Source organism: Clostridium sp. (assembly GCF_021372645.1).
Classification (GTDB): domain Bacteria; phylum Bacillota; class Clostridia; order Clostridiales; family Clostridiaceae; genus Clostridium.
This window is the reverse complement of sequence record NZ_JAJFUC010000097.1, coordinates 1-21958: the sequence shown is the minus strand read 5'-3', so window position 1 is coordinate 21958 and position 21958 is coordinate 1. Positions and strand designations below refer to the sequence as shown.

Here is a 21958-nt window from a genome sequence, read left to right as displayed (position 1 = left end):
TATCTATAAAATTAAATACCTTTTTATATTTTTAATTTTATTAGACAAACATAGACAGTATTTATAAATGGCTTTTGTCTACAGCAAACTATTATCATAACTAGGTTTAAGTATTAATAGACAAGTAGACAACTATATTTGATTTATTATTTACTTCAATAGAATATGTTTAAAATAAAAAAGAGAAGTAAACATGATTTTACCCCTCTTTTTACCCCTTATAAAATAATATAAAACAATATTATTAAAAATAAAATAAAACAAGAATGACACTATAATACGGATTCAAGTATTTTGAATATCAATTAATTAAAACTCGCTTGTTCCTGGAGTTCTAGGGAATGGTATTACATCTCTAATATTTGTCATGCCAGTTATGTACATGATTAATCTTTCGAAGCCTAAACCAAAACCTGCGTGTTTAGTTTCTCCATATTTTCTTAATTCTAAGTACCACCAGTAGTCGTCTTCGTTTAAGCCTAATTCAGCCATTCTGCTCTTCAAGGCATCTAATCTTTCTTCTCTTTGGCTACCACCTATTATTTCACCGATTCCTGGTACTAAAAGGTCTGTGGCCGCAACTGTTTTGTTATCATCATTCATTCTCATGTAGAATGCTTTTATTTCTTTAGGATAATCTGTTACAAAAAGAGGCTTTTTAAAGTGTTCTTCAGTAAGATATCTTTCATGTTCTGTTTGTAAATCAATACCCCAAGCTACATCATAATCAAATTGCTTACCGCACTTTTGTAAGATTTCAACAGCTTCTGTGTAAGTAACTTTAGCAAAGTCTGATGAAACTACATGATTTAATCTTTCTAATAAGCCTTTATCAACAAATTGGTTAAAAAATTCTAACTCTTCAGGGCATTCATCCATAACATATTTAATAACATGCTTAAGCATGCTTTCTGCAAGTTCCATATCATCTTGTAAATCTGCAAAAGCAATTTCAGGTTCAATCATCCAGAACTCAGCTGCATGTCTTGTTGTATTAGAGTTCTCAGCTCTAAAAGTTGGCCCAAAGGTGTAGATGTTTCTAAAAGCTAAAGCAAAACATTCACCATTTAATTGACCAGAAACAGTAAGATTAGTTTCCTTGCCAAAAAAATCCTTACTATAATCTATGCTTCCATCTTTATTTAGCTCAGGAGCTTTAGGATCAAGAGTTGTTACTCTAAACATTTCACCAGCACCTTCACAGTCACTACCAGTAATTATAGGAGTGTGTGTATATACAAAGTTTTGTTCTTGGAAGAACTTATGTATAGCATAAGCTGCAACAGAACGAACTCTAAAAGTTGCTGCAAAAGCATTACTTCTAGGTCTTAAATGAGCTATTGTTCTTAGATATTCAAATGTATGTCTTTTCTTTTGAAGAGGATAATCAGAGTTTGACATTCCTTCAATAATAACTTCTTTTGCTTGAACTTCAAAAGGTTGCTTTGCATCAGGTGTAGCAACTAATGTACCTACAACTGAAATTGAAGAACTGATAGATAATTTTGATATTTTTTTAAAATTACCTAATTTATCATCAAAAACTACTTGTATATTTTTAAAGAAAGAACCATCATTAACTTCTATAAAGCCAAAAGCATTAGATGCTCTTAAAGTTCTTATCCAACCTGATATTGTTATTTCCTTTGATAAAAAATCATCAGTATTTCTATAAAGGCTTCTAATTAAAATTGATTTTGCCATATTATATGACCTCCATTTTTATAATTAATCTTGCAAGGAAAATAAAAGCTATAAGCTTATCAAAAAAAATTTTATGATACCAAAATACAATACCGGAATTTACATATATTTTATTGCCAAATTCTTTTATTCCAGGTATATGAGTATGTGCACAAATTAAGGCATCTTCATTAATAGAATTAACAACTTCAAGAGTATTATTTCTATCTTTTAAAGGATATTCATTGATTTTATTAGGACTTCCATGGACAAATAATAGATTTTTATCTGCAATATTTAAAGTTAATGTTGAAGGTAAATTATCAAGAAAAATTCTATTTTCATCTTGCAATTCATTAACTGTCCAAGGAAGAGAGAAACTATTAATATGAGTTTCTCTTATATAGGAATATTCATTGTCAACAACTGAGTTATCATAATTGCCTTTTATGCAAAGAATATATCTTCTTCTAATAATTGAAATAAATTCATTAGGATGAGGTCCATAGCTAATTAAATCTCCTAAGCAAATAATTGTATCAACTTTTTGCTTATTAATATTCTCTAAAACATTTATAAGGGCATAGACATTAGCATGAATATCTGAAATTATAGGTATTTTCATAAGTATTCCTTCTAAGTTGTTTAGGCAAATTATTAGAGTAGCTTATAATTAAGCTTCTAAATATTTTTCTCCGACAATAACTACATCACCAGCACCTACTGTTAATAGTAAATCACCAGAAGTAAGTTTTAACTTCACGTAATTTAATGCTTCACTATGGGAATGAACATTAATACATTTTATACCTTTGCTTCTCAGGGCATCTCCAAGTTCATTAGAAGATACAAGTCCAGTATTTTTTTCACGAGCAGCATAAACATCCATTAATATTAGCTCATCAGTATCACTAAAACATTCTGTAAATTCATCAAATAAAGCTTTTGTCCTAGTATAGGTATGTGGTTGGAAGATACAATAAATTTTATTGTGATCAATTTGTTTTGCAGTACTTAAGGTAGCTCTAATTTCTGTAGGATGATGAGCATAATCGTCTATTACAGTAATTCCGTTCAATTCACCCTTATACTCAAATCTCTTATGAGCACCCTTACATTTTGATAATCCATTAATTATATTGTCATTAGAAATATTGAATATGAGAGAAACACAGATTGAAGCAAGAGCATTTAATATACTATGCTTACCTGGAATGTTTAAAGTAAGAGTAAATAAATTTTTATTGTCTTTATATATATCAAAGGTTGCACAACCATCTTTATTGAAGATAATATTTTTAGCAATCACATCTGCAGTTTCATCAAAACCATAGCTTAAAGTATTGCAATCTACTTTTGATAGAATTTCTTTAACTCTAAAATCATTAGAATATCCTACAAGATATCCATCCTTAGGAATAAGTCTAGAGAATTTTAAGAAAGTATCAGCAATTTCATCGATATCTTTATAGTAATCTAAGTGGTCTGCATCAATATTTAAGATTACTCCTACATAGGGGAAAAATTTTAAAAATGAACGCTTATATTCACAAGCTTCAGTTAAAAAGTACTCACTATTACCTATTCTAAAGTTTCCATCAATTACATCTAATTCTCCACCTACTAAAATGGTTGGGTCTAAATTACCAGCAAGTGTAACATGAGAAAGCATAGATGTACATGTAGTTTTTCCATGAGTACCTGATATTGCTACATTATATTTATGACCTTTCATAATTTGACCTAAGAATTCAGCTCTGTCCATTAATGTAATATTTTTTTCTTGAGCTTCTAAAAGTTCAGGATTATCAGATGGTATTGCAGCAGTATAAACTACTAAATCTACATCTTTAATATTCTCTCGTTTATGTCCTATGTAAATTTCAGCACCTGAAGCTTTTAATTTCTCAACAATTGGAGAATTTTTAAAATCTGAACCGGATACCTTGAATCCACTATTTAATAAAACAGCAGCAAGCCCACTCATACTAATTCCGCCAATACCAATAAAATGAATTTTCTTATCTTTATCATTTATAAAATCGAAAGACAAATGATCAACTCCTTTTTAATTAATAAAACTAAGGCTTTAATATATTTTTTTAAACTTAATTAAATTTTTTAGTTTTATACTCTAATTATAATTATATACATTTTTTTTTAAATCAACCATAGGAAAAAATAAATACATAATATTTTATGAAAATTTATCATATTTGTGAATAAGTTAGAAGTATATACATTAACATTTGAAATTAAAAATATTGATATTAACTTAAATTTAGCATAAAATATGAATATTAAAGGGATTTAATATAAAAAAATTCGTGTAGGTGATTAGAATGGAGAAATTTACGAGAAATAAAAGAGTAGTTGCCATAACCAAAATATTATTAGAGAATCCTAACAAAATACTAGGATTGAATAGTTTTTCGGAATTACTAAATGCAGCAAAATCTACTATAAGTGAAGATATTGTTGTTGTTCGTGAAGTTTTAGAAAGACTTGAAATGGGTAAAATAGAAACAATTTCGGGCGTCGCAGGGGGAATAAAATATATTCCACAAAGTGGTGAAGAAAAAAAGAAGGCTTTTGCATTAGAACTATGTAAGCAGTTAAGTGATGATGGAAGAGTTATTCCTGGAAATATAATATATATGACAGATTTAATGTACAACCCTGAAATAATAAGTAAAGCTGGAGTTATGCTTTCATCATGTTTTAAAGGAAAAGATGTTGATTATGTAATAACTGTGGAAACTAAAGGTATCCCCCTAGCTTATGAAGTAGCTAGAAATTTAGGCGTACAATTAGTTATTGCAAGAAGAGATAGCCAAGCAACAGAAGGACCAACAGTTACTATAAATTATGTTTCGGGCAGTAACGGAAGGTTACAACAAATGGCATTGTCAAAACAATCAATGAAATTATCTAGTAAATGTATATTTATTGATGACTTTATGAAGGGTGGAGGAACTGCTATTGGAATTAAAGCTCTACTAAAGGAATTTGATAGTGAGTTGGTAGGAATCGGAGTATTAGTAGATAATAAGCAAATTGAAAAGAAATTATTTGATGAATACGTTTCTATTGTAGAGCTAAAGGCAGTAGATAAATCAGCAATTATAGGTATACAGCCTTCAAAAGTATTTTCTTAAGTTAAATCCAACAAGCTCTTAGCAGTAGTATTTTATATAAACTTACATAAAAAATAAATTTTATAAGAATTTATTAAATATAAAAAAGGAATTTAGAAATTTGTGGAGAAATTATATAAATATTAAATATTTTTTAAGAATCTGGGAGGGGCGGAATAAAAATGAAAATTACAGATGTTAGAATTAGAAAGATTACAGCAGAAGGTAAAATGAAAGGAATAGTTTCTGTTACATTTGATAATGAATTTGTAGTTCATGATATCAAAGTTATAGAGGGACAAATGGGTTTATTTATTGCTATGCCTAGTAGAAAAACACTAGATGGAGAATTTAAGGATATAGCTCACCCAATAAATACAGAAGCAAGGGAAAAAATTCAAACTGCAATTTTAGAAGCTTATGAAAAAGCTATCTCAGAAGAAGTTGAAGAAGTGTAATGGGTTAATGAATAAGAGGAAGTTTTTATAACTTCCTCTTATTACGTGAAATTAAGTTTTAAAAACAAATATTAAGGGATTAAATGAGTTGAAATAAAAATAGCTTTCCAATATAATTTAATTAATATGAATATTTAACGTGTTATTAAGGAAATTAATCGTGTTAATATAAGGTATATTAAAGAAATAATATAGTATATGTGACTAGTATTTTTTTCATATGCTTAAATTTATAAATGAGGTGTGATATATAATGTATAAATGTGCACTAGTTTTAGCAGCTGGTCAAGGTAAGAGAATAAAGTCAGATTTACCTAAAGTATTACATAAAGTATGTGGTAAAGAAATGTTAAAACATGTTATAGACTCAATAAGAAATTCAGGAATTGATGATATAGATGTAATTATAGGTAAAGGTGCTGAACTTGTAAAAGAAAGAACATTAGATAAAAAAGTATCTTATTCACTACAAGATGAACAATTAGGTACAGGGCATGCTGTTAAATGTGCCGAAGGATTTTTAAAGGACAAGAAAGGAGTAGTTGCAATTTTTGCAGGGGATACTCCTTTAATAAAGCAATCAACAATTGAAAGATTGTTCAATAATCATATTGAAAATAAAAATTCAGCTACTATTTTAACTTCAATTGTGGAGGATCCAACTGGTTATGGTAGAATTGTAAGAGGTGAAAATAACCAAGTTTTAAAAATAGTTGAGCATAAAGATTGTAATGAAGAAGAGCTTAAAATTAATGAAATGAATACTGCAATTTATTGCTTTGATGTTGAGTTATTAGTTAGTGCTTTAAGCAAAATAAATAATAATAATAATCAAGGCGAATATTATCTTACAGATGTTATAGAAATATTAAAATCTGAAGGTAAAATGATAGGAGCAGTTGTAACTGAGTACGAAGAAACTATTGGAGTAAATTCAAGAATTCAATTAGCAGAAGCTGAAGAAATACTTAGAAATAGAATAAATCTTAAGCATATGGAAAATGGAGTTACATTAATTAATCCTAAAACAACATATATAGGAATTGATGTTGAAATAGGAAAAGATACAATAATATATCCTAATAACATTTTAGAAGGCAACACAAAGATAGGTAATAATTGTTTGCTTTATCAAAATTCAAGAATTGCAGATAGTATTATTGGAGATGAAGTAGATATTCAATCTTCAGTTATATTAAATAGTAATATTGGTGATAATACAACAGTTGGACCTTTTGCATATATAAGACCTGAAACTATAATAGGTAAACATGCAAGAATAGGAGATTTTGTAGAAATAAAGAAGTCAACTATTGGGGATGGAACTAAGGTATCTCATTTAACGTATATAGGAGATGCTGAGGTTGGGTCAGAATGTAATTTTGGATGTGGTACAGTAATTGTAAATTATGATGGTAAAAACAAATATAAGACTATTATTGGAGATCATAGCTTTATAGGTTGCAATGCTAATTTAGTATCGCCTGTTACAGTTCATGATAATACGTATATTGCTGCTGGATCTACTATTACATCAGAAGTAAATGAAGGTGACCTTGCAGTTGCGAGAGCTAAACAAAGAAATATTAGCGGCTGGGTTGAAAAAAAAGGATTGAAAAAATAAAACTTTAATTATAAATCAACTAAAAGTTTTAAGGAGGTCTTCTAAATTATGATAACTCATGGAAGAAATATAAAAATATTTACTGGAAATTCACATCCGCAATTAGCACAAGATATATCAGATATATTAGGAGTTCCGGTAGGAGAATCTAAGGTTTCAACTTTTAGCGATGGAGAAATATCTGTTGATATTAACGAAACTGTTAGAGGGAATGATGTGTTCATAGTGCAATCTACTTCTTCACCTGTTAATAATAATCTGATGGAGTTATTAATTATGATTGATGCATTTAAGAGAGCATCAGCAGGTAGAATTACAGCGGTTATTCCATATTATGGATATGCAAGACAAGACAGAAAGGTTAAGTCAAGAGATCCAATAACTGCAAAATTAGTTGCAGACTTATTAACTGCAGCAGGAGCAAATAGAATTTTGACTATGGATTTACATGCAGCCCAAGTTCAAGGATACTTTAATATTCCTGTTGACCATTTACTTGGTGCACCAATACTTGCAGAACATTTTATATCAAAGGGATTAATAGATCAAGAAGATATTGTTGTAGTTTCACCAGACTTAGGCAGTGTGACTAGAGCAAGAAAGTTTGCAGATAACTTACATGCACCAATAGCAATTATAGATAAGAGAAGACCAAAAGCAAATGTTTCAGAAATAATGAATATTATAGGCGACATTGAAGGCAAAAGATGCATATTAATTGATGATATGATAGATACTGCTGGAACTATTGCAAACGCAGCAAATGCACTTATTGATTTAGGTGCTAAAAATGTTTATGCTTGCTGTACTCATGGAGTATTATCAGGCCCAGCAATAGATAGAATAAACAATTCAGCAATTGAAGAACTAGTGATGTTAAATACTATCTCATTAAGTGAAGATATTGAGACTACTAAAATCAAATCAATTTCAGTTGCACCTTTGTTTGCAGAAGCAATAAAAAGAATTTATGATGATCAACCAATAAGTAAATTATTTGAATACCAACAATAAGAAATGTTATTTTCTTTCATGTGCTAATTCAAAAAGCAAAAACAGGATGTATATTTGTTTTAAAGAACTGAAAAAATTGAACAAATATACATTCTATTTTTTATTACTTTAAATAATTTCTATTTTAACACAATTAATATTAAGGTTATAATAGAATCATATTATAAATTTTAACTAGAATATAATTAGCACTTGTTAAGTAAAATATTCTCAGAATACTTACTATGACAAGTACGAATCATATTTCTTTGTTTGCCATAAAAAATAATTTAGGTATGATATATTACATTATGAATAATATGGAGCTAATTGAGGAGGCGAGAAAACCGTGGATGGAGTTACAACCAAAGTTTTAATTGTAGATGATGATGAAAATATTAGTGAAGTAATAGATATGTATTTAAAAAGTTCTGGATATAATACCAGGATAGCTTTGAATGGTAAAGAGGCACAAGAATTATATTTAGAATATGGTCCAGATATAGTTTTACTTGATGTAATGATACCGTACATAGATGGAATTGATACATTAAAATGGATAAGAAAACAAAAAGAAACACCAGTTATAATGATCACAGCAAAGGGAGATACTTTTGATAAGGTTTTAGCATTAGAACTTGGCGCAGATGATTATATAGTAAAACCCTTTGAGCCTAAAGAATTACTAGCTAGAGTTAAAGCTGTATTAAGAAGATATTCATCAGAAAGTGTTAAAAATGAAATAATAAAATTAAGTGATTTAGTAGTAGATTCAACGTCTTATAAAGTAATGTATAATGGTGAAGAAATAAAAATGCCACCAAAAGAATTTGAATTATTATATTATCTAGCAAATAATAAAAATAAAGTTTTTACAAGGGAACAATTACTTTGTGAAGTTTGGGGATATGAATATCCGGGAGATTCTAGAACTGTGGATGTACATATAAAGAGACTCCGAGAGAAGTTATGTAATGGAGAGCAATGGGCAATTGAAACAGTTTGGGGTGTTGGATATAAATTTGAGGTAAACTAAATGAAATGTGAAAGCCTACTTCAAAAATTAATAATGACATTTATAATAATTTTAACTATTGTTTTAGTTTTATTGGCATGGATATTATTAATTAAATCAGATAAAGCAAGAACAAATAAAGTAAGTATTGGACTTGGATTGTCTATAGTAAGGATGATATTTATGCAACAAGGGGAAAACGTATGAGCTAAAAATGATCCTAATATAGGTGTTACATTTACATTTTCGATTGAAAAGTGCAAAAACGAAAAAAAACAAAAAGCTTAAGGAGGAAAGTTATATGTTTTTAATAGTAGGTCTTGGAAATCCGGGAAAGGAATATGAGGATACAAGACATAATATTGGATTTAAAGTTGTTGATAATATTGCAAAAGAGTATAATATTGAAGTAAATAGGCAAAAATTTAAAGGTATATATGGGGAGGGCTTTATTGAGGGTGAAAAGGTTATGCTTTTAAAGCCAACCACTTTTATGAATTTAAGTGGAGAAAGTGTAAGAGAGGTAGTGGACTTCTATAATATCGATAATGATAAGATTTTAGTTATATATGATGATATTAGCTTAGAAGTAGGAACTTTAAGAATAAGAGAAAAGGGAAGTGCAGGTGGGCATAATGGAATGAAAAGTATTATAGCGCATCTTGGCAGTGATATTTTTCCAAGAATAAAAGTTGGTATAGGACAACCTAATATAAATTTGATTAAACATGTTTTGGGCAAATTTACAAAAGAAGAAGTGACTGTTTTAAGTGAAAGTATACAAGCATCAACAAAGGCTGCTAGAAAAATAATAGAAAGTGACATCAAAACAGCTATGAATCAATTTAATGGATTTAAAGCAAATAATAAGTTTTAAGGAAGGTGCATAATATGAGATTAAAAGGGTTATTAGAGCCCTTAGAGAGTAGCATAGAATTTCAAAATATCATACAAGGTATTGAAAATAAAAAATATCCTATTGGGATATATGGTGCATCTGAGTCAGGTAGAGGATATATTATAGAAGGAATTTTTGAGAATATTGATAAATCTATGATAATTGTCACTCAGAGTGATATGGAAGCAAAAAACCTTTATGAAGATTTGATATTGTACACTAATGAAGTATGTTATTTTCCAGTAAAAGAAATGGTTTTTTATAGTATTGATGCCATTTCTGGAGATTTAAGATGGGAAAGATTAAAGGTAATAAATGAAATATTAAATAAGAAAAAGAAAATAATAGTAACTGCAATAGATGCCTTTGCAGCTAAATACACTCCACATAAATTATTTTTAGAGTATAGTATGAAGTTAAAAGAAGGCGATGAAGTTAATCTTAATGAAATATCAAAAACATTAGTTCAATCTGGCTATGAAAGAGTAGAAATGGTAGAAGGTAAAGGTCAATTTTCAGTAAGAGGTGGAATATTAGATGTGTTCCCAACGTGTTCAACTTATCCATGTAGAGTTGAACTTTTTGGTGATGAAATAGAATCTATTAGAATCTTTAATACAGAATCTCAACGAAGTATTGAAAAAGTGAAAAAATTAGATATTTTCCCTGCAAAAGAAATAATAATATCTGAAGAAACCATAAAATTTGGACGTGATAAGCTTAAAGAAGAGTTTGATAGAATTGCATTAAGTGATAAAGATAATGAAAGAGTAGAAAAATTAAGAAAAATATTAAACAAAAACTTAGAATTATTAGAAGAAACATCATCTTTTGAAACAATAGATAGTTATTTACCGTATTTCACCAAGGAAACAGAAAGTTTTTTTGATTACTTTAAAGATTACTTTTTTATAGTAGATAATGTTCAAAGATGTAAGGGTAAACTAGAATCTACGTATTTAGAATTTGAAGAAAATTTTACTGCCTTTTCTCAAAGGGGAGATATATTCCCAGGGCAGGGAAACTTATTAGTTAATAAAGAAGAGGTATTAGAATCATTCGAAGATAAAAATGTTGTTTTTTTTGAGGTTCTAGCTAAGGCTACTGATTGGCTTGCACCATCTTCTATGGTGGATATAGTTCAAATAACATTAAATAACTATCAAGGACAATTGGATTTATTAATTGATGATATATTAAGCAAAAAAACTGCTGGATATAAAACATTAATATTATCAGGAACAAGAGCTAGAGGAGAACGATTAGTAGGGACTTTAAGAGATAGAGGAATAGAAAGTATTTATAGAGACAATGTTGATAGAATTGAATATGGTGAAGTTGTAATAACTTTTGGTAATCAATTAAAAGGTTTTGAATATCCAGATTACAAAACTTGTGTAATATCAGATAGAGAAGTGTTTGGTGAAGCAAAGAGGAAATTAAAAAATAGCAAATCAAAGAAAAAAGGAATTTCTAAGATAAAGAGCTTTGCAGAACTAAAACCGGGAGATTATGTAGTTCATGCTAACCACGGAATTGGTGTTTATAAAGGAATTAAGCAAATTGATGTTGGAGGACATAAAAGAGATTATCTAGATATCGTATATGATAAAGGTGATAAATTATATGTTCCAGTAGATCAACTTGATTTAATTCAAAAATACATTGGAAGTGAAGGCAAATTTCCAAAGGTTAATAAGCTTGGAAGCATTGAATGGCAAAAGGCAAAAGCAAAAGCAAGAAAATCAATTAATGAAATAGCTGAAGATTTAGTTAAACTTTATGCTATGAGAAGTACTGTAAAGGGACATAAGTTTCCTAAAGATACTGAATGGCAAAAGCAATTTGAAGATGAGTTCCCATTTGAAGAAACTCCAGACCAATTGACATCAATAGAAGAGATAAAGCAAGATATGGAATCAGATAAGCCTATGGATAGACTCTTATGTGGGGACGTTGGATATGGGAAGACTGAAGTTGCTTTAAGAGCTTCATTTAAGGCTGTCATGGATGGAAAACAAGTTGCAATATTGGTTCCAACTACTATTTTAGCAGAGCAACATTATAAAAATATAAAAAATAGATTTTCCGATTTTCCTATAAAGATAGATATGGTTAGTAGATTTAGAACAGCTAAACAACAAAAAGAAATTTTACAGAAGGCAAAAGAAGGTAACTTAGATATTTTAATAGGTACCCATAGACTAGTATCGAAAGATATACTTTTTAAAGATTTAGGATTGCTAGTAGTAGATGAAGAACAAAGATTTGGAGTAAAACAAAAAGAAAAAATTAAAAACATTAAGAGAAATGTTGATGTTTTAACTTTAAGTGCAACTCCAATTCCTAGAACTCTTCATATGTCACTAAGTGGAGTTAGAGATATTTCCGTTATAGAAACTCCACCAGAAGAGAGATACCCTATTCAAACATATGTTGTAGAACAAAATGATCAACTCATAAGAGATGCCATTCTTAGAGAAATAGGTAGGGGTGGCCAGGTTTATTTTGTATATAATAGAGTTGAAGACATTGAAAGAATGGCTAAGTTTGTGCAAGCTTTAGTTCCAGAAAGTAAGGTTGGAATTGCTCACGGTCAAATGGCAGAAAGACAGCTTGAAAGAGAAATGTTTGATTTTATGTCACAAGAATATAACGTATTAGTTTGTACAACCATAATAGAGACAGGAATGGATATTCAAAATGTAAACACAATAATAATTTACAATTCAGATAAGATGGGACTATCTCAACTTTATCAATTAAGAGGTAGAGTAGGTAGATCTAATAGGATTGCATATGCATATCTTTTATACACTAAAGATAAAGTTTTGACAGAGGTTGCAGAAAAAAGGCTTAAGGCACTAAAAGACTTTACTGAACTAGGTTCTGGCTTTAAGATAGCTATGAGGGACTTAGAAATCAGAGGGGCAGGTAATATGATGGGTTCGTCTCAACATGGTCATATGGCATCAATAGGATATGACTTATATTGCAGAATGCTTGAAGATACAGTTAAGCTACTTAAGGGAGAAGTTAAAAAGGAACCTATAGAAACAACGTTAGATATAAAAGTTGATGCATTTATATCAGAAAGTTATATAGATGATGAAATTCAAAAGATTGAGGTTTATAAAAAGATAGCTGCAATTGAAGGATTAGATGATTACAATGATATAAAGGAAGAATTAGAAGATAGATATTCTAAGATACCAGAACCAGTGTATAACTTGATGGATATTGCATACATAAAGAGTCAAGCTAAATCAATCTTTATAGAAGAAATAAAAGAAACTCCTAAGGAAATAATATTTAAATTTGCACAAAACGAAAGTGAATATAAGAAAATATTTAAGACTTTAATGGATAAGTATAAGAAGAGCGTGGTATTGAAATTTGGAGAGAATCCTTATTTTTCATTCAAATTGAAAGATATAAAGAAAGAAAATAAATTAGAATTTTTAAAGGAAGTTTTCAATGACATAGTATTGTAACAAAGATATGATATAAAAGAAAAGTAATAGAAATAAAATAGTGTAAAAATTGAATTATAAAAACAATATTGATATACTAATATTATGACTTTTTACAATAAGACATTTTCAAAAAAGTAACCATATGTGACAAAACATATATAGCATATTTTAACAGTTATTTTTTTTAATGTTTAAATTTAGGAATAAGCGAGGGGAAAATTTTGAAAAAAATAAAAAAAATTATTGCAACAATAGCTATTTTGACAATTGCAGTATCAGCTATGGGATGCAAGATGATTGAGAAGACACCAGAAGCAATACAAAAAACAGTTCTTGCAACAGTTGGAAATGAAAAAATAACAAAAGGCGATTTTGATAAAGAAATGAGTAAATATGATGCTCAGTTAAAACAACAGTATGGAGATGATTATGCAACTAATGATAAAGTCAAAGATCAAATAACAAAAATTAAGCAACAACAATTAGATAGTATGGTAACAGAAAAGATACTTTTACAAAAAGCTACTGAGTTAAATCTTAAACCATCTGATGATGATATAGATAAACAAATTGATAATCAGATAAATCAGTACAAGGCTCAATATTCTGAAGAAGGACAATGGGAAAGTGTTTTACAACAAAATCGTATTACAGAGGATGAACTTAAAGAATCTTTAAAGAATCAAATTATAACAAATGCAGTTCAACAAGATATGTTGAAAGATGTAACAGTTACAGATGATGATGTTCAAACATATTATGATGAAAATAAGGATACTAAATATTCAGTAGGTGCGGGAGCAACAGTAGCACATATTTTAATTGCTGAAAAAGCTAGTGATGGGTCGATAGATTATGATGCATCATTGCAAAAGGCTAATTCATTGAAAGCACAAATAGATGCTGGCGCTGATTTTGCAACAATAGCGAAGGCAAATTCAACAGATACAGGAACTAAGGATAAAGGTGGTAGCTTAGGATTTGTAGCATATAATTCAACACAATTAGTTCCTGAATTTATGGATGGATTTAAGAATTTAAAAGAGGGAGAAGTTTCACAACCAGTAAAGAGTCAATATGGATATCATATAATTAAAGCTACTGGATTAAAACAGGCAGAAGTAACTCCACTAGATAAAGCTAAAGATGAAATTAAATCAACATTGTTACAACAAAAACAAGGAGATGCTTTTAATTCTAAAATAGCGGAATGGAAAACAGCGTTAAAAGTTAAAACTAACGCGGATCAATTATAATTATCAATGACAAATAGGTAATTAATAATCTTTAATATTAAGTGGTCAAATTATGAACAATTTTGAATAAATAAAGAAGGCTGTTTTAAATAATTATTTTAAGACAGCCTTCTTTATTTAAATCACATAATATTAATTTAATCTTGAAGTCTTAATTTTTCATTTATAAGAAATTAAGACTTCAAATATCACAGTTAGCCACTTTGACTTATGAAAAATAAATTTTATATAAAATTTGTCTATAAGTGTATAAAATTTCTAGAAATTCAAATAATAATAGTGCAACCCATTAATAGAGTTTCAAAGGAGGTTATATAACCAATGAAAGCAACAGGAATTGTTAGAAGAATTGATGATCTAGGAAGAGTGGTAATACCAAAAGAAATAAGGCGAACTTTAAGAATAAGAGAAGGAGATCCACTAGAGATCTTTACGGATAGAGACGGTGGCGTGATTCTAAAAAAGTATTCACCAATTGAAGAACTTACTAATTTTTCAAAAGAGTATTGTGATAGTTTACAACAAGTTATAGGGCACGTTGTCTTAATAGCTGACAAAGATGCATTTATTTCGGTGAGTGGAGCAACTAAAAAGGAATATGTAGAAAGAAAAGTAAGTAGTGAATTAGAAAAAATAATGGATGAAAGAAAAACTGTATTATTAAATAAATCTACCAATACAGTAATACCATTACATAATGATGATGACGAATCAACTTATAATAGTCAAGTTATATCACCAATCATAGCAGAAGGTGATCAAATTGGCGCTGTAATCATTATATCAAAAGAAGATGTAGAACTCGGTGAAGTTGAAACAAAATTAGTTGAAACAGCAGCAGCATTTTTAGGAAAACAAATGGAGCAATAATATTTATTATTTAATCACTGTATGAAAATAAAAGGCATAATACCTCTAGACTTACAATAATAATTAATTAGTAACATGTAAGTTTGGAGGTGCTTTATGAATAAGCAATCATTAATAAAAGGGAGTATAATTCTTGGAGTCGCAGGAATATTAACTAGATTTTTGGGACTATTTTTTAGATGGCCATTAATAATGTTAATAGGAGATGAAGGAATAGGGTATTATCAAATGTCATATCCACTGTATATGTTTTTTATAGCAATGGCTTCAGGAGTACCTGTCGCAATCTCAAAGATGATATCAGAAAAAAATGCAACGAATGATATGTATGGAAGTTTTGAAGTAATGAAGGAATCTACTATTTTAATGACTATAATAGGGACAGGCACTACGTTGGTGTTATTCTTTTTTGCAAAGTCAATAATAGTATTTTTAAAATGGGATCCTAAAGCATATTATTCATTAATAGGAATATCATTTGCACCAATTGTAATATCTTTTGTAACTATATTTAGGGGTTTTTTTCAAGGACTGCAGAATATGACCCCATCAGCTATATCGCAAATAATAGAACAGATTGGGCGAGTGGTATTTGGGGTAGGACTTGCTATATTCCTATTACCAAGGGGAATTGAGTATTCAGCAGGAGGAGCAGCATTTGGTGCTACTGCAGGGGCTGTTATTGCAGGGTCATATTTATATTATAATTATAAGAAGATTAAGAAACATTATCATATAAAAAAGATAAAAAATAATCCTGAAATATTGAATACAATATTAAAAATTGCAATACCAATATCATTAGGTACGACAGTTGGCAGCATTATGAATTTAATAGATTCAATTTTAGTTCCACAAAAGCTATTAGAAGCAGGATTTACAAACACACAAGCTACTATACTATATGCACAATTAACAGGTAAAGCTGCTGTAATTATAAATATTCCATTAACTCTTTCCATGGCAATTTGCACATCTTTAATACCTATTATAGCTGAAATCTTTGTGCTTAAAAAACAAAAAGAACTTAAAAAGAAAATAGATGATTCTATGAAAATGGCAACAGTAATTGCCATTCCTTGTGCCTTTGGACTCTTCTTTTTAGCTGAACCGGTAATGAAATTTATATTTCCAGGCAGATTTGAGGGTATAGAAATATTAAAATATTTATCTTTAACTATTCCTTTTATAATAATTACTCAAACAACAACAGCCATATTGCAGGGAACAGGGAATTATATAAAACCTGTCATTAACTTATTAATTGGATGTATAATTAAGATTGTATTAACTTGGTTGTTGGTTCCTATGGAACAATTTAATATATATGGTGCTGTTATAGCAAGTTTTAGTGCTTATACAGCAGTAAGTATTTTAAATATAATAACCATGAAATTTACATTAAGGGTAAAACTTAATTTATACGAAATATTAATAAAACCATCATATGCATCAACTATTATGATGTTATTTGTATTAATTAGTTATAATATTATATATAAAAATACAACAAGCAATGTAATGTCTTGCTTAACATCTATATCTTTAGGTATGATAATATATGTGTTATTAATAATTGTATTTAAAGTGTTTAATGTTGAGGAGATAAAGAGTAGAATTAGAAAAAGGTAAAAAGGAGAGGAAACCTAATGATTAAAATAGTAGGATTAGGACCAGGAGCTAAGGAAGCATTGACTATAGGAACAATATGTGAACTTGAAAGTAATAAAAATATATTTTTAAGGACAGAAAAGCATCCTACAGTAGATTACTTAAAAGAAAAGAAAATTATATTTTATACGTATGATAATGTTTATGAAAGTATAAATAGTTTTGATGAGGTATATTTAAATATAGCTAAAGACTTGATTAAAAAGCATGATGATTTAGGTGATTTAATTTATGCAGTGCCTGGTCATCCATTAGTTGCAGAAAAGTCAGTATTTAATTTAATAGACCTATGCAAAGAAAACAATATAGAATATAAGATAATACCAGCAGTAAGTTTTATTGATGCCATGATTGAAAGTCTTAGGATTGACCCCATACAAGGATTAAAGATTATAGATTCATTTGATATAGGAAACCAAATTTTAGACAAGAGAATAGGAACTATAATTACTCAAGTGTATAATCAACTAATAGCATCAGAAGTTAAATTAAAGTTATTGGAACAATATAATGATGAAACAGAAATTTATTATGTAAGAGCAGCAGGAATAGAAAAACAAGAAAGTATAAGAAAGATACCTTTATTTGAATTAGATATGCAAGAAGATATAGATTATTTAACATCCATATACATTCCAAAAGATTTGAAAAATAAAAAGGACTTCAATGACTTTTTAGAAATAATAGAAATATTAAGAAGTGAAGATGGTTGTCCATGGGATAGGGAACAAACTCACAAGTCTCTTAAAAAAGCTTTAATAGAAGAAAGCTATGAAGTTATAGATGCAATAGATCAAGAAAATGATAACTCTTTAATTGAGGAATTGGGAGATGTGCTCCTCCAAGTTGTTTTTCATGCTTCTATTGGGAAGGAAGATGGATATTTTGATATAAGTGATGTAATTGAAGGAATCTGTAATAAAATGATAAGCAGACACCCACATGTTTTTAAAAATTCTAGTGAATTAAATTCTTCTGAAGAAGTACTTGTAAAATGGGATGAATTAAAGAAAAAGGAAAAGGGTTATAGTAGTCTTACTGAAGAAATGAGGGGCATAACGAAAGGATTACCAGCAATTTTAAGGGCACATAAGGTTCAAGAGAAGGCAAAAAAGGTTGGATTTGATTTTGATGACGTAAGTTTTGCTATAAATAAGGTAAAAGAAGAACTTAAAGAGGTAATAGATGTATATAATATAGAAAACATGGAGAAAATAGAAGAAGAAATTGGAGATTTACTATTTTCATGTGTTAATGTTGCAAGATTTTTAAAAGTAGATGAAGAAATAGCACTAAATTGTACCATAGATAAGTTTATAAGAAGATTTGATTATATTGAGAGAGCTGCTAAAGACAAAGGTATTGAATTAATGAATATGAATATGGAAGAAATGGATGAATATTGGAAAATTTCAAAAAAATTAGATTAATGTCTAATTTAAATAAAGGAATTCTTTAGTTTGTGCAGAATAATTATTTATATAAGAACTATGTTGTAATGATTTATTTGGATTATTTAGTTATATATAGGGGGAAGAAAGCGTTTTTCTATAGACGGGTAGCTGAAGAGGTTATATAATAAAGAAGTGCAATTTAGTACATAAAGTAGACAGTTAGAAAATATATAACTGGATTTTAAGGAGGATGTTATTGTGAATAAAGCAGAATTAATAACTAGTATGGCAGAAAAGAGTAAGTTAACAAAAAAGGATGCAGAATTAGCATTAAAAGCTTTAATTGAAAGTGTTGAGGAATCACTAGAAAAAGGTGAAAAGGTTCAATTAGTTGGCTTTGGAACTTTCGAAACAAGAGAAAGAGCAGCTAGAGAAGGAAGAAATCCTAGAACTAAAGAAGTTATAAACATTCCTGCAACAACAGTTCCAGTGTTTAAAGCTGGTAAAGAATTCAAAGATAAAGTTAACAAGTAATAAAGTGTCAGTTAAAAAGAGTAAATAAGAACCCGGGTTTTCTCGGGTTCTTTTAATAAAGGAGAAAAGTATGAGATTAGATAAATACTTAAAGGTGTCTCGTATTATAAAGAGAAGAACTGTAGCAAAAGAGATATGCGAAAGTGGTCGTATATTAATAAATGATAAATTAGCAAAACCTTCTACTAAAATAAAAGAAGGAGACATAATACAAATAACATTTGCTAATAGAATATTAAAAGCAGAGATAATTAATATAGCAGAGCATGTAAGAAAAGAAGATGCAAAAGAAATGTATGTAATTATTGAAGGTGAAGAAGATAGAGAGTAGGAACAATTGAGTATATCTACTCTTTCTTTAATATATAGAAGAAAATGAGTAGTAATAAACTGGGCTCATTAAAGATTATACATTCTAAATTACAATATATAAACATATATTGTATAAGGCACATTCAATCATGTGACTAAGAAGAATGAATGGAGGAATTTTTAATGGAGAAAAGAGTGGAAAATAAAATAGAAGATAATAAATCTAATTTAGCTTTAGAAGATAGAAAAAGGTTGACTTTAAGCGGTGTTATTGAAGTTATAAGTTTTGATGAACAGAAAATAGATTTAACAACTAATCTAGGTAACTTAACTATTAAGGGAGAAGAGTTAAAAATGAATAAATTAGATGTACAAAATGGCGATGTTATAATTGCTGGAAGTATTGCATCTATAGTGTATAATGGGAAAGTATCAAAAAAGAGCAATGAAAGTATAATAAATAAATTATTTAAGTAGCAATAGTATGCCTTTAGAATTAAATATGCAAATTAGTCTTATTATATATAGTCTAATTGGAGGGTTTATAGCAGGAATATTGTTCGATATATATAGAGGAATAAGAGGAATAAACTCTATAAAAATATTAACAATAATAGAAGATATATTATTTTGTATACTTATTGCTTTAGTTGTATTTACTTTTTTATTATATACTAACTATGCATTCTTAACTCCCTATGTATATGCTTTTATAATTATTGCTATTTTATTATATTTTAAATTTATTAGTAAATATTTTTATGCTAGTGAAATGGTAGTAGCAAAATTATTTTATAAATTAATTCGAATATTATTAAAAAACATATGGTATCCATTAAAAATAATTGCATATAAAATTACAGATAGAAGCAAATAAGAAAAAATTACTTGAATAATAGTAATATAGTGTTTACAATAGACTTAAGAGAATTTGTAAAATAGAGGTTCTATAGATGGAAAAAAAGTTAATGTTAAAAAAGATAATAATTGCTGGGTGTATTATTTTCTTTGTTTTTAGCTATATTAGGCAAAGTGTAACCATGAATAGAATTCAAAAAGAAATTAATAGTAAGCAATTGCAGTTAGATGAAGTTAAGCAAAAAAATGAGAGGCTTCAAGATGAAGTTGAGAAAATCAATTCAGATTCATCAGATTATCTTGAGAAACTAGCAAGGGAGAGACTCGGAATGATTAAACCCGGGGAGAAAGTTGTTAATAGTGGGATAATAGATAAAAGTCCTAATTAACTTTCGTTGTATAGAAAAGCTTATAAAACTCTGAATAAAATAATAATAATTAAATAATAATTAAATTTGTATTTTAAATTAAAGAACTCATGCATATCAGCATTTGTTTTTATAAATTTATATATTTTTTAAATTTAAGGAGGAGTCTTTTAAACATGACCTTAATGGCAGGAAACATAGTAGAGGGCACAGTGATAAACATCACAAATTTTGGAGCTTTTATTGAAGTTGAAGGCAAAACTGGATTAGTTCATATTTCAGAAGTTGCAGATTCTTATGTAAAAGATATTAGAGAACATCTTAGTGAGCAAGATAAAGTGAAGGTAAAAGTTATCTCAATTGATGATAACGGGAAAATTAGTCTTTCAATAAAACAAGCAAATATTCAAAAAAAATCAGTTAAACCAGCAGAGATTGACTGGAAGGCAACTGAAAAAAGAAAGCCTAACAATATAGGAAATTTTGAAGATATTATGTCTAAGTTCTTAAAAGATAGTGAAGAAAGAATGCAAGATGTAAAGAAACACCAAGAATTTAAGGGAAAAGGTGGAAAAAAAGGTCAATAATATTTTTTAGCATATATAGACATATCAATATAAAAACTATTTAACAAAATTAGAAGTGTAGAATAAATTAGTAGAGGATCCTTTTAGATTCCTTTATATTTTATTCTACATTATGTATTAACATATGAAAATTTACATAATAGAGCTTAAAGTAATTTAATATAAATACATAAGTTTTTCTATATATTGTTGTGAATTTTAGGAAATAAAAATTATAAGAAGATTTCTATTGACAGTATAAAGATTATATATTATAATTAGACTTGTTGTTGAACATAATTTGTAATAACATGCCGAAGTGGCGGAACTGGCAGACGCACAGGACTTAAAATCCTGCGGTAGTTAAACACCGTACCGGTTCGATTCCGGTCTTCGGCACCATATATGAAAAAAATAATATCGCGGGGTGGAGCAGTTGGTAGCTCGTCGGGCTCATAACCCGAAGGTCGTAGGTTCAAGTCCTGCCTCCGCAACCATAAGACTTAAGCAGTAGCTCAGGTCTTTTTTTGTTTGGAAAATATTTATTATATGAAGTATAAGATAAAGGCATAATATTCTGAATAAATTCCTAGCCAGTGAGAAGAAAACTTTAGCATCTATTTATAATGCTAAGAATGAGATATTTAAAGTTTACTTTTCTAACATGGTGTTTAAATTAGTTATAGATAGAAGTTTAATATGAATGTAGATGACTACACTTATGTTAGGCTTTTTTTAGTACTTAATATTTTGAGTACTGTAAGTTAACTTGTCATAAGATTGATTACCGAATACGAATTTTGGTCACTTAAGCCAAGAAAATCCGAGAATAATCGTAAAAAATA

The 21958-nt window shown here is 28.6% G+C and carries 21 protein-coding genes and 2 tRNA genes; 20 read left to right on the top strand and 3 right to left on the bottom strand.

What is annotated here, in order from left to right:
• Window positions 1–309: 309 nt before the first annotated feature.
• From asnS to murC, 3 genes are read right to left on the bottom strand one after another with little or no spacing between them, the layout of a single operon-like run.
• A complete protein-coding gene (asnS, locus tag LLF98_RS14425) occupies window positions 310–1704 on the bottom strand; it encodes an asparagine--tRNA ligase (RefSeq protein ID WP_291704801.1) in 1395 nt (464 codons plus the stop codon).
• A 1-nt stretch (window position 1705) separates the two neighbouring features.
• The gene (locus tag LLF98_RS14420; protein WP_291704799.1) at window positions 1706–2308 is read right to left on the bottom strand and encodes a metallophosphoesterase family protein; all 603 of its coding nucleotides are present in this window, start codon (window positions 2306–2308) and stop codon (window positions 1706–1708) included.
• A gap of 48 nt (window positions 2309–2356) precedes the next feature.
• Window positions 2357–3736: a UDP-N-acetylmuramate--L-alanine ligase gene (gene murC / locus LLF98_RS14415; protein ID WP_291704797.1), complete on the bottom strand. Its 1380-nt coding sequence runs from the start codon at window positions 3734–3736 to the stop codon at window positions 2357–2359.
• Between the two features lie 289 nt (window positions 3737–4025).
• Here murC and purR point away from each other — a divergent pair, with 289 nt between their 5' ends.
• The 20 genes from purR to LLF98_RS14315 all read left to right on the top strand — a co-directional run bounded on the left by purR (window position 4026) and on the right by LLF98_RS14315 (window position 21610).
• On the top strand, window positions 4026–4841 hold the full coding sequence (gene purR / locus LLF98_RS14410) for a pur operon repressor (RefSeq protein ID WP_291704795.1): 816 nt from the start codon (window positions 4026–4028) through the stop codon (window positions 4839–4841).
• A 161-nt stretch (window positions 4842–5002) separates the two neighbouring features.
• Window positions 5003–5278: a septation regulator SpoVG gene (gene spoVG / locus LLF98_RS14405; protein WP_291704793.1), complete on the top strand. Its 276-nt coding sequence runs from the start codon at window positions 5003–5005 to the stop codon at window positions 5276–5278.
• 253 nt (window positions 5279–5531) lie between these two features.
• Window positions 5532–6902: a bifunctional UDP-N-acetylglucosamine diphosphorylase/glucosamine-1-phosphate N-acetyltransferase GlmU gene (gene glmU, locus LLF98_RS14400; protein ID WP_291704791.1), complete on the top strand. Its 1371-nt coding sequence runs from the start codon at window positions 5532–5534 to the stop codon at window positions 6900–6902.
• A gap of 48 nt (window positions 6903–6950) precedes the next feature.
• Entirely contained in the window at window positions 6951–7916 is a 966-nt protein-coding gene (locus LLF98_RS14395; RefSeq protein WP_291704788.1) for a ribose-phosphate diphosphokinase, read from the top strand.
• A gap of 328 nt (window positions 7917–8244) precedes the next feature.
• Window positions 8245–8931: a response regulator transcription factor gene (locus LLF98_RS14390; RefSeq protein WP_291704786.1), complete on the top strand. Its 687-nt coding sequence runs from the start codon at window positions 8245–8247 to the stop codon at window positions 8929–8931.
• The gene (locus tag LLF98_RS14385) at window positions 8932–9117 is read left to right on the top strand and encodes a hypothetical protein (RefSeq protein WP_291704784.1); all 186 of its coding nucleotides are present in this window, start codon (window positions 8932–8934) and stop codon (window positions 9115–9117) included.
• Between the two features lie 94 nt (window positions 9118–9211).
• On the top strand, window positions 9212–9787 hold the full coding sequence (gene pth, locus LLF98_RS14380) for an aminoacyl-tRNA hydrolase (protein ID WP_291704782.1): 576 nt from the start codon (window positions 9212–9214) through the stop codon (window positions 9785–9787).
• Between the two features lie 14 nt (window positions 9788–9801).
• Window positions 9802–13302: a transcription-repair coupling factor gene (gene mfd / locus LLF98_RS14375; RefSeq protein WP_291704780.1), complete on the top strand. Its 3501-nt coding sequence runs from the start codon at window positions 9802–9804 to the stop codon at window positions 13300–13302.
• A 203-nt stretch (window positions 13303–13505) separates the two neighbouring features.
• Window positions 13506–14540, top strand: coding sequence for a peptidylprolyl isomerase (locus tag LLF98_RS14370; protein WP_291704778.1), 1035 nt, complete (start codon window positions 13506–13508; stop codon window positions 14538–14540).
• Between the two features lie 321 nt (window positions 14541–14861).
• Complete coding sequence (gene spoVT, locus LLF98_RS14365) at window positions 14862–15410, top strand: stage V sporulation protein T (RefSeq protein WP_291704776.1); 549 nt, start codon at window positions 14862–14864, stop codon at window positions 15408–15410.
• Between the two features lie 96 nt (window positions 15411–15506).
• Complete coding sequence (locus LLF98_RS14360) at window positions 15507–17042, top strand: polysaccharide biosynthesis protein (RefSeq protein WP_291704774.1); 1536 nt, start codon at window positions 15507–15509, stop codon at window positions 17040–17042.
• Window positions 17043–17059: 17 nt separating this feature from the next.
• Window positions 17060–18511, top strand: a complete 1452-nt coding sequence (gene mazG, locus LLF98_RS14355; protein WP_291704771.1) for a nucleoside triphosphate pyrophosphohydrolase — start codon at window positions 17060–17062, stop codon at window positions 18509–18511.
• A gap of 222 nt (window positions 18512–18733) precedes the next feature.
• Window positions 18734–19009, top strand: coding sequence for an HU family DNA-binding protein (locus LLF98_RS14350; RefSeq protein ID WP_291704769.1), 276 nt, complete (start codon window positions 18734–18736; stop codon window positions 19007–19009).
• A 70-nt stretch (window positions 19010–19079) separates the two neighbouring features.
• Window positions 19080–19340, top strand: coding sequence for an RNA-binding S4 domain-containing protein (locus LLF98_RS14345; RefSeq protein ID WP_291704767.1), 261 nt, complete (start codon window positions 19080–19082; stop codon window positions 19338–19340).
• A gap of 164 nt (window positions 19341–19504) precedes the next feature.
• Complete coding sequence (gene yabP, locus LLF98_RS14340) at window positions 19505–19798, top strand: sporulation protein YabP (RefSeq protein WP_291704765.1); 294 nt, start codon at window positions 19505–19507, stop codon at window positions 19796–19798.
• 7 nt (window positions 19799–19805) lie between these two features.
• Window positions 19806–20198 carry a spore cortex biosynthesis protein YabQ gene (yabQ, locus tag LLF98_RS14335; protein ID WP_291704763.1) on the top strand — a complete coding sequence of 131 codons (393 nt, stop codon included), beginning with the start codon at window positions 19806–19808 and terminating at the stop codon, window positions 20196–20198.
• A 76-nt stretch (window positions 20199–20274) separates the two neighbouring features.
• Window positions 20275–20568, top strand: a complete 294-nt coding sequence (locus tag LLF98_RS14330) for a septum formation initiator family protein (RefSeq protein WP_291704761.1) — start codon at window positions 20275–20277, stop codon at window positions 20566–20568.
• 155 nt (window positions 20569–20723) lie between these two features.
• Window positions 20724–21134, top strand: a complete 411-nt coding sequence (locus LLF98_RS14325) for a S1 domain-containing RNA-binding protein (protein WP_291704758.1) — start codon at window positions 20724–20726, stop codon at window positions 21132–21134.
• A gap of 292 nt (window positions 21135–21426) precedes the next feature.
• Window positions 21427–21515, top strand: a tRNA-Leu gene (locus LLF98_RS14320).
• Between the two features lie 19 nt (window positions 21516–21534).
• Window positions 21535–21610, top strand: a tRNA-Met gene (locus LLF98_RS14315).
• Window positions 21611–21958: the final 348 nt, after the last annotated feature.

Coding starts and splice junctions, on each gene's coding strand:
- asnS (WP_291704801.1), bottom strand. CDS start 1,704: ATGGCAAAATCAATTTTAATTAGAAGCCTTTATAGAAATACTGATGAT.
- LLF98_RS14420 (WP_291704799.1), bottom strand. CDS start 2,308: ATGAAAATACCTATAATTTCAGATATTCATGCTAATGTCTATGCCCTT.
- purR (WP_291704795.1), top strand. CDS start 4,026: ATGGAGAAATTTACGAGAAATAAAAGAGTAGTTGCCATAACCAAAATA.
- spoVG (WP_291704793.1), top strand. CDS start 5,003: ATGAAAATTACAGATGTTAGAATTAGAAAGATTACAGCAGAAGGTAAA.
- glmU (WP_291704791.1), top strand. CDS start 5,532: ATGTATAAATGTGCACTAGTTTTAGCAGCTGGTCAAGGTAAGAGAATA.
- LLF98_RS14395 (WP_291704788.1), top strand. CDS start 6,951: ATGATAACTCATGGAAGAAATATAAAAATATTTACTGGAAATTCACAT.
- LLF98_RS14385 (WP_291704784.1), top strand. CDS start 8,932: ATGAAATGTGAAAGCCTACTTCAAAAATTAATAATGACATTTATAATA.
- pth (WP_291704782.1), top strand. CDS start 9,212: ATGTTTTTAATAGTAGGTCTTGGAAATCCGGGAAAGGAATATGAGGAT.
- mfd (WP_291704780.1), top strand. CDS start 9,802: ATGAGATTAAAAGGGTTATTAGAGCCCTTAGAGAGTAGCATAGAATTT.
- spoVT (WP_291704776.1), top strand. CDS start 14,862: ATGAAAGCAACAGGAATTGTTAGAAGAATTGATGATCTAGGAAGAGTG.
- LLF98_RS14360 (WP_291704774.1), top strand. CDS start 15,507: ATGAATAAGCAATCATTAATAAAAGGGAGTATAATTCTTGGAGTCGCA.
- mazG (WP_291704771.1), top strand. CDS start 17,060: ATGATTAAAATAGTAGGATTAGGACCAGGAGCTAAGGAAGCATTGACT.
- LLF98_RS14345 (WP_291704767.1), top strand. CDS start 19,080: ATGAGATTAGATAAATACTTAAAGGTGTCTCGTATTATAAAGAGAAGA.
- yabP (WP_291704765.1), top strand. CDS start 19,505: ATGGAGAAAAGAGTGGAAAATAAAATAGAAGATAATAAATCTAATTTA.
- yabQ (WP_291704763.1), top strand. CDS start 19,806: ATGCCTTTAGAATTAAATATGCAAATTAGTCTTATTATATATAGTCTA.
- LLF98_RS14330 (WP_291704761.1), top strand. CDS start 20,275: ATGGAAAAAAAGTTAATGTTAAAAAAGATAATAATTGCTGGGTGTATT.
- LLF98_RS14325 (WP_291704758.1), top strand. CDS start 20,724: ATGACCTTAATGGCAGGAAACATAGTAGAGGGCACAGTGATAAACATC.